This window comes from Streptomyces sp. NPDC002130, from assembly GCF_040296465.1.
In the GTDB taxonomy this organism is placed as follows: Bacteria; Actinomycetota; Actinomycetes; order Streptomycetales; family Streptomycetaceae; genus Streptomyces.
The window spans coordinates 12,413-29,127 of sequence record NZ_JBEOXI010000089.1; the positions used below are offsets into that span (position 1 = coordinate 12,413).

A 16,715-nucleotide genomic window follows, 5' to 3' on the forward strand; every position below is an offset into this window, starting at 1 on the left:
GACACACGGCGTCATCGTCCGATACAGCGTCTGAGATTTCGAACACCATCTGTCATTACGAACGGTGGAAAGGTAAGGGGGTGACACGAGCAGGTCAACGGGTCTGACCCGACGAACCCGCCCGGCATGTTCCGGAAACAGCAGCCGCCGAAGTTTCTGTTATCGGCGGGGACATGGCCCGTCTCCGGTGATGTGCCAAGCCTCACCCACACCACAGCAGCGGCCGCGGGCGTCCTCGCGGCGGTCGCCTCCCTGCTCACCGCTCCCCCGGCGGTGGCCGCCGGCCCCCGGGACGTCACGGCCGACGTGCTGGCAGGCCGGAGCGTGACGCTCGACGGCGACACGGTCGTCACCGTGCCGCCCGGGACGACGACGTACGACGGCGTCTTCCGCGGCGAGGGCACGCTCACCGTGCGCGGCAGCGGAACACTGGTCCTCACCAGGGACAGCGACTTCACGCTCCCGAAGTCACGGCAGCGGCAGCAGGTGAGGACGCCGGGCGGCCATCACCCGTACGTCACCGTCACCCGCCCCGACCCGCCGGCGGTCACGGTGGAGCGGGGCGCGACGCTCCAGTACGGCAACGGCGGTACGACGGGCCTGATCGGCCGCTTCCCGTACAACACCCCGGCGTTCCGCCTCAACCAGGACAACATCCGGGTCGACGGCACCCTGCGGCTGTCGCTGAAGAACGCCTACAACCTGGGCACGATCAGCGGCTCGGGCCTGATCACGCAGCCCAGGTTCCTGTGGGGCACGTGGGACCTGTCGGGCACCCACTCCTTCTCCGGGGTGATCGACAACGGCACGCAGGCCAACGCCGGGCGGCCCGAGTACGCCACCTCGCTCCCGCGCGTCCACAAGATCCTCAACCAGGGCACCTGGACGGTGGACACCCCGCTGGGCCGGACCGTCACCATGGGCATGGACTTCTACCAGCGCGAGTACGGCAGCGACATCAACGTCCAGTCGCGGCCGGGCGGGAAAGTCGTCCTGACCGGGCAGTACAGCTGGTCGGACCGGGGCGGTGACACGGACCCGTCGCTCAGCGACCCGGCCCTCAACTGGACGCCGGCCCGCAGACACGTCAACAAGCGCGGCACCAACATCAAGGGTGCGGACGTCCATTGGGGCGACGGCACGACCGACCGGATCTTCATGCCGGGCACGGCGGAGACCGTTTACATCAACCTGCTGGCGGCCCGCTCGCGCTCCCGGCTCACCTTCGACTACAACGGCCCGGTGACGCTCGGCGCCCCCATCGGCGGCGGCCGGTTCCACGACACGCTCTCCGCCCCCGGCGCCGGCGACGTCGTCATCGCGGGCACCCCCGGCAACGACGTGACCTTCGCGGCCGTCCAGTACTACGACGGCTCCACCACGGTGGAGAAGGGCGCGGTCCTGCGCCTGGGCAGCGGCGAACGGGGCGGCGACGGCGGCCTGTACACCGGCGGCGCCCACTACCGGCTCGTCAACGACGGCTCCCTGGTCCTGCGCAACACGGCCAGGCCGCTCACCCTGTCCCGCGTCGGCGGCAGCGGCTCACTCACCCAGTCGGGCACCGCCACGACGACCCTGACGGGCCGGGCGGTGACGTACACCGGGCCGACGACGGTGTCCGAAGGCACCCTCGCCCTGCGCGGCGGAGCCGCTCTCACCCGCAGCAGGTCGATCCGGCTCACCTCGGCCGGTGCACGGCTGGACGCGGGCCGGCCGGGCCTGCGGGTGGCGACGACGCTGACCGGCAAGGGCACGGTGAGCGGCACGGTCACCAACGACGGCACCGTGACGACGGGCCTCACCGTCGACGGCCCCTACACCCAGAGCCCCAAGGGCACACTGGTCCTGCGGGACAAGCCGCTGACGGTGACGGGCCGGGCCCGGCTGGCCGGACACCTCGACGTGCCGGCCGCCCCCCACGCGGCTCGCGAGATCACCGTCCTCGACAACAAGGGCAAGGCCAGAACCTCCGGAACCTTCACCGGCCTACGGGAAGGCGCCCTTCTGCAGCGGGCGGACACGCCCTACCGGATCAGCTACCGGGGCGGCGACGGCAACGACGTCGTCCTGACGGCGGTCACCTCTCCCAGCCACTCCGCCAGTGGCCCGTCCGCCCCGGCCCACGCGAGCCCGCGCAGCGCCGGCGCGTCAGAAGCCGTCGGCTTCGGCTGGTGGCCCTACGCCCTCGCCGCCGCCCTGACCATCAGCCTCGCGGTACCGGTCGCGACGCGACGGGGGCGGAACGGGCGCCGGGGCGGACGGCACGCGGGCCGGGCGCGGCGTTGACCCCCCCGGTGCTCACAGCTCCGAATCCCCCCACACCGTCACCGTCACCTCGTCCCCCACCGCCATCCGGCCGGGCCGGAGCACCGCGTACTTCGTGCCGAAGGCGACTCCGCCCTGGGCGGCGCGGCGGTAGGCGGCGAGGGTGCGGAGGGGCTCCCGGCCCGCTCGGGTGCCGGTGTGCTGGTCGACCAGGGTGACCGCGCAGCGGATGGCGAGTTTGGCGTAGCCGAGGTCGGTGTCGCCGATGCGGAGGCGGTGGGCGCGGTCCTCCGTGTGGGGGTCGTCCCAGCCGTCGATGACGATGTTGGGGCGGAAGCGGTTCAGTGGGAGGGGGTGGGCGCCGCGGGCGGTCAGCCGGGTGTTGAGGAGGCCGAGGGTGGAGCGGGAGATGACGTGCAGGGCGCTGCTGTCGGCGTAGCCCGAGGTGCCGGGTGTCCGGCCGTCGGTCACCCGGTCGTGTTCCGGCGGTGTCCGGACCAGACGACTCGGTGCGCCGAGCACGGTCGTGAGCCAGTCCGCCACCTCGTCGCCTTGGTCGATGCCCTGGTAAGCGGTTCCGAACAGGTCGACCTTCCGGCGGGCGCCGGAGGTGTCCACCCGGAGGTGGAGGGCCTCGGCGTCGGGTGCGGTGAGCGTGAGGTGATCACCGTCGGGCGTGATGAGGGGGCGGATGACGGCCAGCAGTGGATCGCGGCGCTGTGTCCGGTACACGCCGTCCTCGCTGACGACCATGAAGCTGCGGTCGTGCGCCAGTCCGGCCGGGGTCAGCAGCGCCTCGTCCGCCGACGTGCCGGCGCAGCCCTTGACGGGGTAGGACGACAACTCGACGACTCGTGCCATGACCTTCCGTTCCTCTGCGCGGTTCAGCGGCCGCTGGGGGCTTCGGGGAACCCGAGCAGGGGAGCCAGCAGCCGCGCCTCGGCCGCCCATTCGGCCAGGAAGGCCAGGGCCAGGCCCCGTTCCCGGTAGCGGAGTGCGGCCGGCACGGTGCCTTCGCCGCCGTAGGCCACCTGCTCCTCCTCCGCCCGCGCCAGCATCAGCGCCGTGAGCCAGTCGTACTTCACCGCGGAGGCGCACACGCCGAGTCGTACGAGGCGTTCGTCGCCGCGCCAGCCGCTTGCGCGCAGTCCCTGCACGTAGGCGTCGTAGGCCGCCTTGGCCAGGCCGGGCAGTTGGGCGGCGGGCACGAACAGGTCGAAGACGGAGTCCGGGAGGTAGTTGCCGAGGTCCTCGCCGAGGGCGCCGTCGCCGGTGAACGCCCAGTCGAGCAGGACGCTGGTGCCGGGGCCGCCGGAGCGGACGTTCGCCGGCCATTGGTCGAGGTGGCACAGGGTGCGGGGCAGCGACTCCATGAGCGTGAGCAACCACGCGCGGTCGTGGTGGAGGCGGACCATGTCCTCGCGCAGGCCGGGCGGGAAGTGCTCCCGGACCAGTGGGTGTTGCCACGCCTCGTCGTCGTCGAGCAGGGCCTCACTCGTGGTCCTGTCCGACGTGTAGTCGCGCAGGAAGCCCTGCGAGAGCCACGGGGCGTCCTCCCCCGCGCCCACCGCGCCCTGGGCGGCGCCCAGGCGGTGGGCGTGGTCGACGTGGCGGTCGAGGGACCAGGTCGTCGCCGGTTCGCCCGGCACGTCCTCCAGCCACAACGCCACGTCGCCGTCCGGGCGTTCGGCGCACTCCAGCAGCCGGGGAGCGCGGATGCCGTAGCGCTGCCAGACTTGGGCGAGCCCGGACCGGTAGACGTACGCCTCGCGCCGCCAGAAGTTCCAGTGGCGCGGGTCGTTGGACGCCGACCACGCGACGCTGGTCTCCTTCGTGCGCGTCAGCACCTTCAGGACGGCCGAGCGGCCGCCGCCGGTGACCCGCCACACCCCGGCCGTGACACCGTTCAGCGGGTTGTGCCGGAGCCGCTCGAACACCACCTCGTGCGCCGGGACTCCCAGGACCTCACGGACTTCGGCATGCGCTGCAGCGACCTCGGGCATCCCCCGATGCTATGCCGCCGCCTCCGCCGTGTCCTTGCGTCCCCGCAGCCACACGTACACCGGGATCCCGGCGAAGAGGAACAGCACGCCCTGGTAGACGGCGGCGTATCCGGCTCCTGCGATCAGCCAGAACGAGAAGCCGAAGGAGAGGACGGCGACCGTCAGGTCCCGGGCGAGTCCCGCGGGGCGGACTCGGTCGCGGGTGCCGCGCGCCAGCCAGTACAACTGGGCGGCGGCCGACAGCAGGTAGGGCACGCAGCCGGTGAACGTCGTGACCAGGACGAGGACGCGGAACGTGGTGTCCGGGCCGGCCGTGTAGTTGAGGGCGATGAGGAGGCTGCCGAGGACCGCGCAGGCCCACACCCCGAAGCCGGGGACGCCGCCCTTGCCGAGGCGGGCGAAGGGCGCGGGGAAGAGGCCGTCGCGGGCGGCGGCGTACGGCATCTGCGCGGCCATGAGGATCCAGCCGTTGAGGCAGCCGGTGATCGAGGCGACGGCGACCAGCGCGATGGCGGTGCCGCCCCAGGAGCTGCCGGTCAGGGCGTTGACGGCGTCGGCGAAGGGGGCGCCGGAGTCGACGAGCCGGTCGTGCGGGACCAGGCCGAAGACGGCGATCGTGCCGAGGACGTAGACGAGGGCGGAGGCCAGGGTGCCGAGGACGCTCGCCCGGCCGACCGTGCGCTCGGGGTCGCGGACCTCGCCCGCGCTGACGGCGGCGGACTCGACCCCGAGGAAGCTGTACAGCAACAGCGCGGCGGAGGCGGCCAGCGCGCCGGAGACGCTCTGGCCGGAGGCGTTGAACGGGCCGAAGTTGTCCGCGTCGACGAAGAACAGGCCGATCGTGGCGAGCAGGAGCAGCGGTACGAACTTCAGGATCGTGGAGACGACCTGGACCGCACCGACCCAGCGCGTGCCGGCGAAGTTCGCCGCGGCCGGCAGCCAGAGGGCGGCCAGGGCGACGAGGGCCTGGAGGGCGTGGTTGCCGTGCAGGGGTATGAGGACCTCGACGTAGCCGACGACCGCGACGGCCAGGGCGGCGATGCTGACCCAGCACATCGTCCAGTACGACCAGGCCGACAGGAACCCGGCGAACTCGCCGAAGGCGTCCCGCGGGTAGACGTACAGACCGCCGGTGACCGGGCTGCGCCGCGCCAGCCTGCCGAAGAGCAGCGCGAGCAGGACGGCTCCCACCGAGAGCACGAGGAATGCGAGCAGGCTGATCGTGCCGTACGGGGCGACAGTGGCGGGCAGGGCGAAGATGCCGCCGCCGATGATGTTGCCCATGACGAGGGCAGTGGCGGCGGCGAGGCCGAAGGTGCGGCGGGGAGCGGGCGCCGGGGCGGTTCCGGTCGCGGCCCGGTCGGCGGGTTCTGCGGCCTCGGTGGGGCTGGGGACGGTCATGAGGGTTCCTGTACAAGCGGAGGGGGAGGGTCCTGATCGTAGCCGCGATCCCACATGTTGATCGACCTGTTCATCTGATGGACACAAGCGGCTGGGGTCCATCGTGGAACGTCGACTACCGTCGTCGGCATGACCAGCACCCTCTCCCTCGCAGAAGCCCTCGCCGCCGGAACGGTCGTCCTCGACGGAGGCATGTCCAACCAGCTCGAATCGGCCGGGCACGACCTGAGCGACGAGCTGTGGTCGGCCCGGCTGCTCGCCGAACAGCCGGAGGCGGTGACCGAGGCGCACCTCGCCTACTTCCGGGCGGGGGCGGACGTGGCGATCACGGCCAGCTACCAGGCCACGTTCGAGGGCTTCGCCAAGCGCGGGATCGACCACGACCGGGCAGCCGAACTCATGGCGCTGAGCGTGGAGTCGGCCCGGGAGGCGGCCCGGCGGGCGCGGGTCTCCCGACCCCTGTGGGTGGCGGCCTCGGCCGGTCCGTACGGGGCGATGCTCGCGGACGGCTCGGAGTACCGGGGGCGTTACGGGCTGAGTGTGGACGAGCTGGAGCGTTTCCACCGGCCGCGCCTGGAGGTGCTGGCCGCGGCCGGGCCCGACGTCCTCGCCCTGGAGACGGTCCCGGACGCCGACGAGGCCGCGGCCCTGCTGCGGGCGGTGCGCGGGCTCGGAGTGCCGGCCTGGCTGACGTACTCCGTCGCCGGTGACCGCACGCGGGCCGGGCAGCCGCTGGAGGAGGCCTTCGCCCCGGCCGCCGAGGCGGACGAGGTGATCGCGGTCGGGGTGAACTGCTGCGCGCCGCAGGACGTGGACGCCGCGTTGGCGACGGCGGCGCGGGTCACCGGCAAGCCCGTCGTCGTCTACCCCAACAGCGGCGAGACCTGGGACGCCGAGGCGCGTGCCTGGACCGGCCGCTCCAGCTTCACCGCCGGCCAGGTGAAGGGCTGGCAGCAGGCGGGAGCCCGGCTGATCGGCGGCTGCTGCCGGGTGGGACCGGACGCCGTCTCGGGCATCGCCGAGGCACTGAAGGCGGCATAGCCGCCCCGCCCGACGTGGCGCTCACTGTCCCGGCGCAGCACCCCACTGTCCCGGTGCGGCGCCCCACTGACACTGCGGGGCACCCCGCTGCCCTGGCGCAGCGCCCCATTGACCCGGCGTGGCGCCCGCCGCCCCGGCACAGACCCCATTGACCTGGCGTGGCACCCCGCCGCCCTGGCACAGCACCCCACTGCCCTGGTACAGCACACCATTGACCCCGCGTGGCGCCCGCCGCCCTGGCACAGCACCCCACTGTCCCGGCGGCACCCCGCCGCCCCTGGCGCAGCACCCCGCCGCCCCGGCACAGCACCCCACTGACCCGGCGTGCACCCCACTGTCCCCGCCGTGTGCGCACGGCCCTCCTCCGCCTCGTCCCGCGCTGCTAGCCTCCGTCACGGGAACCGGTTGCTACGGCGTTGCCGCAGTTCCCCAGGGGGTGGGCGCTGACCGGCGCCCGGGAGAGACGAGGCAGGGCATGACGAGGAAGAGCGGGGACGCGGGTCGTAGCACCATCCGGGACGTGGCGGCGCGCGCGGGGGTCTCCGCGTCGACGGTGTCCCGGGTGCTGGGCGGGGTGTATCCGGTGAGCGCGGCGACGCGCGGGAGCGTGATGCGGGCGGTCCGGGAGCTGGACTACGTGGCCGACGCCCGGGCGAAGGCGATCGCCGGCGCCGGTACGCCCACCCTCGCCTTCGTCCTGGAGGACATCACCGGCCCGTCGTTCGCGCACATGGCCCACGGCGTGGAGCGTGAGGCGACCCGGCTCGGCCATCTCTGCCTGGTGTGCAGCACGGAGGGCGAGGTGCGGCACGAGCTGGAGTTCGTCGAGATGATGCGCGCCCAGCGGGCCGCCGCCGTGATCCTGGTCGGCGGTACGGCCGACACCCCCGCGTACCGCGAACGCACGCACCGCATGGCCGACTCCCTCGCCTCGGCCGGTTCCCGCCTGGTCCTGTGCGGCCGGCCGCCGCTGGACCCGGGCGCCCCGGTGACGGTCATCGAGTACGACAACGAGGGCGGCGCCCACACCCTGGTCGCCCACGTGCTCGCGCAGGGCCACCGCCGGGTGCTGTTCCTCGGCGGCCGGGCGGACCACACCACGGCCCTGGGCCGCGAGCGCGGCTACCTCGCCGCACACCGGGCCCGCGGCCTCACCCCCGATCCGTCCCTCGTGCTGCACGGTGACTTCACGCGGGACGCCGGCCACCGTCTGATGCGCCAAGCCCTCGCGGACGGACTGGAGTTCAGCGCGGTGGTGGCGGCCACGGACATGGTCGCGGCGGGTGCCCTCACCGCACTGCACGAAGCGGGCCTGAAGGTGCCGGACGACGTCTCCCTCGCCGGTTACGACGACATCCCGTTCGCCCGCGATCTGCACCCGGCCCTGACGACGGTCCACGTCCCCTACGAGGAACTGGGCCGTCTCGCCGTGCGGACGGCCCTGGAGCACACCCCGGGCGCCCCGGACGAACATCTGCTGCTGGGCACGCACGTGGTGGTACGGGACTCGGTGGGTCCGCCCCGGGCACGCTAGCCGCTCATGCCCCGGCGTCCTCAGCCGTGCACGTCCTGGCAGCGCTCGTCGTACTTGCCCGGGTGGCAGAAGATGCCGGCCACCGAGTCGCCGATGGTGAGGCCGACGGCGTTGTAGGGCTCGCGGGTGATGGCGACCCGGGCGCCGGGGGTATGGCCGCGGTCCGTCGCGTTGGTGGAGCGCACGGTTCCTCGCAGGGCGCCCCGGGGACCTTCATTCACCGTGCCGGTGACGAGCCCGCCCCAGGTGGAGGTGGTCACGTCGTCGCAGGGCGGCGTGTCGGTGGCACAGTCACGCATGATCCGGTATCGGTAGGTGAACTCGCCCTGCTCCGAGATCTTCAGGGTGCCCTGCGCCCAGCTCCAAGTGCCCTTGACGGCCTGGAGTCCTTCGCCCTTGGCGGGGATCGGCTGCGCCGGGTGACCGGGCGGGGTGCCGAGCCACACCCGGGTGCGTGCGGGCGGGTGCCCGTCCGGTTCCGGGTCGGTGCCGAAGGCGAGGAGGGTGCCGTCGTACTCGGCGGCGGCGTCCATCCGTACCGACTGCCGGAAGCCGTCCTTGCCGCTGGTCGCCTTCGTCCAGCGCCGGCCGTCCGCGGAGGACCACAGGGCTCCGGTGAGCCGGGCGAACGTCTCGGTCGAGCCCAGGGCGAGGTATCCGTCCGGCACCGGGACGACCTGGCCGACCCGGGCCCCGGCCGAGGGGCGGGGAGTGCCCGCGCGGGCGGCCAGGGGCGCGGAGGGGGCGGATGTCCTGCGCCAGGTCTCACCGTCGGAGCTCTCCAGGGTGAAGGAGGCCGACGTACCGAAGGCGTCCGCGCACTTCGCCCACACCGTGAAGCCCTCTTCGCCCGCAAGCGCGCCCACTTCGGGCTCCTGGTCGGGCCACTGCGGGCAGGAGACGTCGTACGGCGCCCGGAAGGGGCCCGTGTCCGCCGAGGCCCAGACGCGCAGGCTGCGGCCCTTCTTCTGGTCGCCGGAGCCGGTTTCGAACGGACCCCCGGTGTGGCTCACCACGACCGAGCCGTGCGGTCCCCGGGCCGCGGCCAGTACGACGTTCGACGCCTCCCCCTCGGGCAGGAGCTCCACCTTCCCCCACCGGCCCTCGCCGCGGTACCGCATGGCCGCCGGCAGTTCCTCGGCGTCCCGGAACAGCCGGCCCGCGGCTATCACGTCACCATCGTGCGCGGCGAGGACATCCGTCGACATCTGCTTCACCGAGGGCCGGAGCAACCGCCAGGAGATTCCGTCCCTGGAGCGGTAGACCTCCGATCCGCCGCTCCCAGGACGGACCGCGAGAAGGAATCCGTCCTTCGACGCCACGAGCGAGCGGGCCGTCACCCCGAAGAAGGCGGGGGGAAGTTCGGGCAGCGGAATCTGACGCCATCGCACGGCGGCCACGTCGGGCCCGGGCCGGTCGTCGTCCGGCCCGCTCTGGCAGGAAGCGAGCAGGAACACGGCACAGAGCAGGCACAGAAGGTGCCGGAGGCTCCGGCGGGCAGGCATGGCAGCCACTGCGCTCCTTCAGCTCGTGAGCGGGCGTACGCGCCGGCAAAGGATGGCAGACCCTCGCGATTCCTGTGACACATGCTGCCATTTCTGTTTCTGATGGTGCGTATGTGATCGAATTCGCATGACCGAAAAGCCGACTGTCTTTCAATTCCGGTCGTTCCGGCCTCTTTTAGCCGCCTCGGTGCCAAGATGACCTCCCACTGACCGTGCAGTCATGAAAGGCAGAAGTGGCCGAAGAACGCCTGCTCCCCTCCGCGGTCCGCGACCTGCTGCACCGCCTGCCGCCCGGGACCGACGAACGGGCTCTGTGCCGCCGGCTGGTCCGCGAGGGCCAGCCGCTGAGCTTCCTCACGCACTGTGTCGCCCAGGGTGACGCGGAGGCGCTGCGGCTCGCCATGGCCGGCCACACGCCGTTGCACGACGTGCTGGAGGAAGCCCACAACTACACGCGGTTGCTGGAACCCGTGGAGCCGCCCCTGGTGGAAGGCGAGTCCGCACCGGCCCGCGCGTTACGCGCCTACGCCGCTCTCGGACTGGCTCTGACCGGGGACGCCGACGCCGCCGAAGGACATCTGCGGACCGGGACGTCCTGGCTGCTGCGCAGCGGCGCCGCGTCGACGGACGGCGAGGAGGCGGCGGGGTGGCGCGCGCCGGCCGGCGCACCACATGGTGAGCGGATCACCCGGCTGCTCGCCGCCGACGGGATTGCCGACTCGGTCCGCGCGCACCTGGCCCTCATGTTGCTCGCTCTCGCGGGCGGCTTGCCCAAGGCACTCGCCGGGCCCCGCCTGACGGTGCTCGTCGACCGCGGCACCCACGGCGCGCGCCTCCAGCTCCAGGTGGACCTGGTGCGCGGGCTCCCCTCGGAGCTGTTACCCGATCCCCGGACCATGTCGGCCTTCCTCGGCGACGAGCGGTTCCGGGGCTCCCTCGACGACGCCTGGCAGACCGCGCGGCCCGAGAAGCTGAAGGGTGCCGTTCTCTGGTCACTGCGGGACGTCGACGGGCCCGTCGACCACGTGAGTGACTCCTCCTTCGGCGCGGCCTTCGCCGTCCTGCTCACGGAGCTGGGCAGGACCCGGGGCAGCGTGATCGGGCCGCTGCGGCTGAGCCGGGCCAATCCCCGTACGGCCGTCGTCGGCGCGGTGTCCGCCGCGAACCCCCGCGTCATCGAGTCCGTGGGCGGCTACGAGAACAAACTCCGTGTGCTGAAGTCCGGTGACCGGGTCGTCGTACCGAAGCGGGACGAGCAGAAGGCTCTTCGCGAGAGGAGTCCTGCCACCGTCGTCACGGTGGTCACCGTGGACGAGGCCGCCAAGGTGGCCCGCCGGCTCGACACCCGCGCGATATCACGGCTGGTGGCCGGTGTGCTGGTGACCGCTCTCGTCGTCTCTCTCGCCGCGTGGGGCCTCGAGGCCGGAGAGAACGACAGGATCAATCGCAAGGCGCAGGCGGCCAAGCTCGCCGCGCAGGCCGTCCGTCTCAGCGGCAGCGAACCGCGGAGGGCCGGGCTGCTGGCCCTGGCCGGGTACGAGATCGACCCCGGGAACAAGGAGGCCGAGGACGCCATCCAGGAGGTACTGGAGGCCAACCGCAACACCGTGGGCACCTGGGTGGCCGACGAGACCTTCGTCAGTGCCCTGGCCGTCGACGCCGCCGGTCACCGGGCCTACACCTCGGGCGGCGACGACGCGATCCGGGTCTGGGACACCCGGTCGGGCCGCAGGCTCGCCGAGGTGAAGGGACGGGCGGCCGGGCTCGTCCGCGGCGACGAGTCGGGCATCCTCGCCGCACACGACGGCAGGGACGTCAGGCTGTTCGACGCCTCGGACAGGAAGCCCGAGGCGCTGGGGACCGTTAAGGCGCCCTCCTGCACCGGGCCGTACAGCGAGATCGTCGGCATGGACTTCACGGACAACGGCTCCGCCGTCACCACCGTCTGGGACGACGGCGCCGTGGCCGGTATCGACCCCGTCAGCCGCACGGTGACCAGCTGCCTACGGCTCCGCGACATCGCGGGCAAGAAGATCCGCGACCTGCTGCGGCCGAACCGGACCGCGATCAGCGCGGACCTCGTCACCGGCTACGACGGTCCCGGCGGCGGCAGCGACCAGGCCGTCCTTCTCCTCACCACCAACGACGTGGTCGCCGTGAACCTCCGGACGGAGAAGGTGTCGCACGTCGTCCCGGCCGGCCGGGTCCCCGGCACCGCCTCGCTGGTCCGGGCGAGCCAGGACATGGTGACCCTGGCCGTGGACAAGGGGGTGCTGGCCTGGGACCGGACCCGCCGCAACCTGATCACGGACCGTCTCGGCGGGGTGTCCCGGCGGCCCGCGGGCATGGAGCTGGACGGCGACGACGTGGTGGTGGCCGGTCCGGAAGGCACGGCGGTGATCGACGTACGACCCGCCCTCGGCAGCCGTGCCGAGCAGTTGGCCACACCGAGCGGGGGGCGGTCCGTGGCGGCCGTGCGGGCCGATGACGGAACCGTCGTGGCGGTGGGTGAGGACCGGGTCACCGTCCTCGCCGACGCACCGGTGCAGCGGGCACTGCCCCCGGCGAGCCCGTCCACGGGCATGGCCTTCGGCCCGGGAAACACCCTGCTCCTCACCGACTTCACGACCAACAGCTCCCAAGGCGCCTACACCATCGACCTGGACTCCGCGTCCGAGATCTCCGGTGCCGCCGGATCCTCCTACGAGCCCGTGGTCGACTACCCGGCCTCGGCCGCGTACATCAACTCCCTCGCGCTGTCGGACAAGTACGTGGCCGCCGTCGGGCAGAGCCGGGGACTCGGCGCGGTGACGTTGTGGAAGCGGGACGGTACCTACCTCCAGGAAATCCTCATGTCCCCCGAGCAGGACCGCGGGCGGAAGCTGGAGGAACGCATCGTCACCCAGGTCGCCTTCGTCCCGGAGGCCCGCCTGCTGGTGGCCCGGCACGTCAGCGGAGACGTGGGCATCTGGTCGGCCGGCAGCTGGCAGCGCCTGGGCACCATCGACCTCGCCCCGGGCACCACGGCCATGGCGATCCACGGCACGACGGGCGTCTTCACCGAGGGCGAGGGGAAGAAGACCCGGCTCGTCCAGGTGGACCTGGTGACCCGGAAGCGACTGCGAACGGTCGCCGCACCGGAGGCCGTACGGCTGTCGGTCTCGGGCGACGGTGCCCGGATCGTCACCCTCTCCTGGGCCGATCGCACCATCAGGCTGCTGGACGGCAGGAAGCTCACCCCGCTGCGCTCGCCCCTGCGCCTGCCCGCGGGTGAACTCGCCAGGGACACCGCGATCTCGCCGGACGGCCGGCTGGTGGCGACGGCGATGGGGAGCCAGGTCCTGGTCCACAACCTCAGGACCGGGCAGCAGACGATGCCACCGCTGCGCGACACCAACGGCACCGACGTGGTCGAGGTGCAGTGGTCCGCGAACGGCGCCTATCTCGCCGGAGCCACCCTGCCGCCCCAGCGCGAACACAAGGAACCGGGCGCGGTCAACGTCTGGAGGATGACCGAGGGCTCGCCCGAGCAGCGGATGTGCGACTGGGCCGGCGGCGGGCTGTCGCGCGAGGAGTGGGAGAAGAACGTGGACGAGTCCGTGCCGTTCATCGACCTGTGCCAGGAGGTGTCCGAGTGAACCGGCTCCGCGCGGCGGTGAGATGGGCAGCGGCCCTCGTGGTGGGGGCGACGCTGGTGGGCGCGGGCTGTGACGCGCCGGGCGGGGACGACGCCGGAAACGGCGACGAGCGGACCCACGGCGCTCCTGTCCTCGCCTTCGTCCGGCCGGTCGCGGGCGAGATCGTCCTGGCGGACGCCACCGGCCGCACCTGGCGGGGGGCCCGGCTGAAAGCCGAGGCCGACGACGTCCGCTGGTCCCCCGACGGGTCCACGCTGGTATGGATCGACGAGGAGGGCGACAACCCCGACGGACGGAGGATCCACCGCCTCGACGTCGCCACGAACCGTCTACGGTCAACGCCCTGCCCGTGCCACGGAGTCGGCTTCCTCGGCGACGAGGCCGCGGCGCTGACCGCCGACGGCGACGCGCTCCTGTTCTTCGCCGGCGACGGGAAGGTCCGGCGCGCACCGCTCAGCGTCCCGCTCACCGACTACGCCACGATCGCCGCCGGCGGCCGGGACGCGGTGACGATCGCCAATTCACTGCCGGAGGAGAAGGCGGGACGCGGCCAGTTCGAGATGGTGTCCGCCGACCGGTCCGGGACGGTCCGGCCGTTCCTTCCGGCCGGTGCGCCCACGTCGTTCGCACAGGGCGAGCAGTCTCCAGACGGGCGGCGCATCGCCTGGGCGTCGTTCGACTCCGGCGGGGCCTGCTGGAACGTCGGGAACGTGCGGCTCGCGGCGTACGGCGTGAAGGGCCGTCAGGAGCCGGATCGGCCCACCGACGCGGCGATGACCGGCGCCCTGCTGAAGGACCGGGTCCTGGTGAGCGGACTGGCCTGGGCGGGCCGGGGCCTCACGGTGTCCTTCGGGCCGCAGACGGGATGCCAGGCCGTGCCTCCCGGGCGTTTCGTGTCGTACTACCTGCGCGACGGCCGGTGGCGCTTCATCGGCTCGGGCATGCTGGCGGTCGGCTACGGCCGGCAGGGGCGTGCCGCACGGCTGCTGGTACCCGAGCGGCCCGAGCCGCAGAAGCCGGACGAGTATGCCTTCCCCCTCCTCGGCGATCTGGTGTTCACCGACAGGGGCGGTGAGCGTCATGTCCTCGGCTCCCGGGTGTCGGCGTTCGTCTTCACCCCGGCCGAGGCCGCGGGGGCGGCCGCACCCGCCGCGGTGGCACAGCCCGAGCGGGCACGGGTGGCGAAGACCGGTGACCGCGGCGAACCGGTCCCGGCGCACCTGCGGGCGCTGGCGCAACGCATCAGGGACGCGGCCGAGGACGACGACGCCGCACGCCTGCGGGCGTTGTGCGACCCCTGCGACGACGAGACGCGGGCGGCGCTGCGGACCTCCGAGGGCCGCCGCGAGCTGGTGCGGCTGCTCAGCAGCCACCCCGGCCGGACCGAGAACGGCATCGTCTTTCCCGGACTCGCCGCCCACCGCTGCGTCGACGAACCCGCACGGGACATCACCTGCACCGCCGCGCAGATCAACGACATCGCCCTGCTCGACATTCCAGTGGTCGACAGCGGCACCTACGACAGCGACACCTACAGCGGCTACGTCTACGAACCGGAGCTCGAGCAGCGTCTGCACCTGAAGACGGGTTCGGGCGGAACGGCCCGGTGGGTGGGGAGGTTCGCGCCATGACGACGAAGGACGATGTGGAGGGCGCCGCCGTCGCGGACGGGACACCGGACGCGGGCTGCGACTGCGGGCGCGACTGCCCGCCGTACTCCCCCGCGCCGGCGGCCGAGGAGGTCCGCGCCCCGGACGGCCCGGTCATGGCGGGCGATGTGGTGGGGGGTGACCGTGTCGTGGGATTCGCCTATGTGCCACCGCAGCCGGGGACACCGGCGGGCGCCCCGCACGACCGTCTGCTGACGGAGGGCGACGGCGGCCTCGTCTCGCCCCCGCCGCGCGCTGTTCCCGCACTCCGTCCTCCGGGTCCCGGCGACGAGCGGCTCCCTCACGACAGGCTGGACAGGCAATTCGTCGTGCCCGCAGCCCGGCAGTCCCGATGTCTCCCGGCGGCCGTGCACGACCTGCTGGCCGGCGGGTCCGCCCCCTGGTCGCAAGTGCTCCCGCAACTGGCCCGGACGGTGCGAGGCGCCGGTCACGAGCTCTGGCTGAGCGGCGGGGCACCCCGCGAACTGCTGTCGGGTCGCGGCCGGGACGCGGTCCGGGACCTGGACCTGACGGGCACCGCCCCGGCGGGACGCTTCGCGGAACTGGCCCGCCGTACGCTGGAGGAGGACGGTGAGACGTACGAACTGAGGACCCCCGTGAGTCCCGACACCCTCGTGTGCACCGTCCTCGACGACGACGAGCTGACCCCGCTGATGGACTACCGGGGGCTGGGTGCGGGCGGCTTCGCCTTCCCGGCCACCGGCACCGACCTCGTCGCCGACAGCCTGCAACGGGACTTCACGGTGAACAGCGTCCTCTACGACTTCGAGCGCCACCTCGTCCTCGACCCGGGCGAACGCGGCCTGCCGCATCTGACGGGCCCCAGGCGGGTTCTCGCCCCGGTCGGCCTGTCGTCCGATCCGCGGGTCCAAGCCGCCCTGGCGCTGCGGGCGGTGAAGTTCCTGGTGCGCTGGGAAACCGACGGCCCGGTGAACACCGGCGAACTGCTCGCCTGGACAGGGGAGTTCCCCGACGACCTGGCAGGCCGGGTCCGTGAGCGGGGCGACCAGGCGTGGGCGCAGCTGCTGGCCCTGCACCACGAATGCCTGGGCGGCGTCGAAGCGGACCGGCAGACGGCCGTGGCGAGCACCCTGGGGCCGAGCGTGGAACGCCTGCTGAGGACGCTGCTGGGGAGTCCCGCATGAGCGGCGAACCCGCGACCGGCGGCTCAGCGCTCACCCCGCACCGGCCTCTGGCCCGCTGGGTCGCCCGCCTCGGCACCACCGGCCCCGGTGCGCACGAGCCGGGACCGCAGCGCATCACCGGCCCCGTGAACGACGGAGCCGAACGGACCGACGCACGCACGCTCCCCGTGTTCCAGGATCCGGCCTGGCAGAGGAGGAGCGTGTCCGCCCACCGGGACGACAGCCCAGCCGCCCCCGCCCTGGCCCTGCACCACCCCGTGCGCGGCGTCACCTACGTCGAGTTGGACGATCACGGCAGCCCCCTGCGGGCGGGCGCGCTTGGCACGGAACTGGTCGCGCGGATCGAGACGCGGTGGGACGCGCCGCCCGCGGACCCGGACGTCCTGGATGTCCTCGCCGCCGAGAGCCTCGACCTCAGGCACGCCCTGCTGCACCGCCTCGCAGCCGAGACCGCACCGCCCCCGGCCCTCTTCCACGCGCTGCCGTGGGCCGACCTGGACGCGGTGGCGGGCA

Annotated in this window: 11 protein-coding genes; 7 read left to right on the forward strand and 4 right to left on the reverse strand. The window is 73.0% G+C overall.

Going from position 1 to position 16,715, the window contains the following annotated elements; genetic code table 11:
* The first annotated feature begins 192 nt into the window (after positions 1-192).
* A complete protein-coding gene (locus tag ABT116_RS18670; protein WP_351634520.1) occupies positions 193-2,286 on the forward strand; it encodes an autotransporter-associated beta strand repeat-containing protein in 2,094 nt (697 codons plus the stop codon).
* A gap of 12 nt (positions 2,287-2,298) precedes the next feature.
* Here ABT116_RS18670 and ABT116_RS18675 read toward each other — a convergent pair whose 3' ends face one another.
* The 3 genes from ABT116_RS18675 to ABT116_RS18685 are packed head-to-tail and all read right to left on the reverse strand — an operon-like array spanning position 2,299 to position 5,669.
* Positions 2,299-3,126: an MOSC domain-containing protein gene (locus tag ABT116_RS18675; RefSeq protein ID WP_351634522.1), complete on the reverse strand. Its 828-nt coding sequence runs from the start codon at positions 3,124-3,126 to the stop codon at positions 2,299-2,301.
* A gap of 23 nt (positions 3,127-3,149) precedes the next feature.
* On the reverse strand, positions 3,150-4,268 hold the full coding sequence (locus ABT116_RS18680; RefSeq protein ID WP_351634523.1) for an aminoglycoside phosphotransferase: 1,119 nt from the start codon (positions 4,266-4,268) through the stop codon (positions 3,150-3,152).
* A gap of 9 nt (positions 4,269-4,277) precedes the next feature.
* Positions 4,278-5,669 carry an amino acid permease gene (locus tag ABT116_RS18685; protein ID WP_351634525.1) on the reverse strand — a complete coding sequence of 464 codons (1,392 nt, stop codon included), beginning with the start codon at positions 5,667-5,669 and terminating at the stop codon, positions 4,278-4,280.
* 129 nt (positions 5,670-5,798) lie between these two features.
* Here ABT116_RS18685 and mmuM point away from each other — a divergent pair, with 129 nt between their 5' ends.
* Both mmuM and ABT116_RS18695 read left to right on the forward strand, forming a co-directional pair.
* Positions 5,799-6,710: a homocysteine S-methyltransferase gene (gene mmuM, locus ABT116_RS18690; RefSeq protein WP_351634527.1), complete on the forward strand. Its 912-nt coding sequence runs from the start codon at positions 5,799-5,801 to the stop codon at positions 6,708-6,710.
* Between the two features lie 475 nt (positions 6,711-7,185).
* Positions 7,186-8,244 (forward strand): LacI family DNA-binding transcriptional regulator, encoded by a 1,059-nt coding sequence (locus ABT116_RS18695; RefSeq protein WP_351634530.1) that lies wholly within the window; start codon positions 7,186-7,188, stop codon positions 8,242-8,244.
* Between the two features lie 20 nt (positions 8,245-8,264).
* On the opposite strand, the gene ABT116_RS18700 is transcribed toward ABT116_RS18695, so the two are convergent.
* A complete protein-coding gene (locus ABT116_RS18700) occupies positions 8,265-9,749 on the reverse strand; it encodes a hypothetical protein (RefSeq protein ID WP_351634532.1) in 1,485 nt (494 codons plus the stop codon).
* A 233-nt stretch (positions 9,750-9,982) separates the two neighbouring features.
* Here ABT116_RS18700 and ABT116_RS18705 point away from each other — a divergent pair, with 233 nt between their 5' ends.
* From ABT116_RS18705 to ABT116_RS18720, 4 genes are all read left to right on the forward strand, one after another.
* On the forward strand, positions 9,983-13,387 hold the full coding sequence (locus ABT116_RS18705; RefSeq protein ID WP_351634534.1) for a WD40 repeat domain-containing protein: 3,405 nt from the start codon (positions 9,983-9,985) through the stop codon (positions 13,385-13,387).
* A complete protein-coding gene (locus ABT116_RS18710) occupies positions 13,384-15,018 on the forward strand; it encodes a TolB family protein (protein WP_351634537.1) in 1,635 nt (544 codons plus the stop codon). Before ABT116_RS18705 ends, ABT116_RS18710 begins: the two co-directional genes overlap by 4 nt.
* On the forward strand, positions 15,015-16,202 hold the full coding sequence (locus ABT116_RS18715; protein ID WP_351634540.1) for a hypothetical protein: 1,188 nt from the start codon (positions 15,015-15,017) through the stop codon (positions 16,200-16,202). The genes ABT116_RS18710 and ABT116_RS18715 overlap by 4 nt, the downstream gene beginning before the upstream one ends.
* Positions 16,199-16,715 (forward strand): hypothetical protein (locus ABT116_RS18720; RefSeq protein ID WP_351634541.1); only part of this gene is annotated, 517 nt, incomplete at its 3' end. The genes ABT116_RS18715 and ABT116_RS18720, both read left to right, overlap by 4 nt.

Bases quoted from the DNA above. Each gene is read 5' to 3' on its own strand.
- ABT116_RS18695 (WP_351634530.1), top strand. From the start codon at position 7,186: ATGACGAGGAAGAGCGGGGACGCGGGTCGTAGCACCATCCGGGACGTG.
- ABT116_RS18700 (WP_351634532.1), bottom strand. From the start codon at position 9,749: ATGCCTGCCCGCCGGAGCCTCCGGCACCTTCTGTGCCTGCTCTGTGCC.
- ABT116_RS18715 (WP_351634540.1), top strand. From the start codon at position 15,015: ATGACGACGAAGGACGATGTGGAGGGCGCCGCCGTCGCGGACGGGACA.
- mmuM (WP_351634527.1), top strand. From the start codon at position 5,799: ATGACCAGCACCCTCTCCCTCGCAGAAGCCCTCGCCGCCGGAACGGTC.
- ABT116_RS18685 (WP_351634525.1), bottom strand. From the start codon at position 5,669: ATGACCGTCCCCAGCCCCACCGAGGCCGCAGAACCCGCCGACCGGGCC.
- ABT116_RS18680 (WP_351634523.1), bottom strand. From the start codon at position 4,268: ATGCCCGAGGTCGCTGCAGCGCATGCCGAAGTCCGTGAGGTCCTGGGA.
- ABT116_RS18675 (WP_351634522.1), bottom strand. From the start codon at position 3,126: ATGGCACGAGTCGTCGAGTTGTCGTCCTACCCCGTCAAGGGCTGCGCC.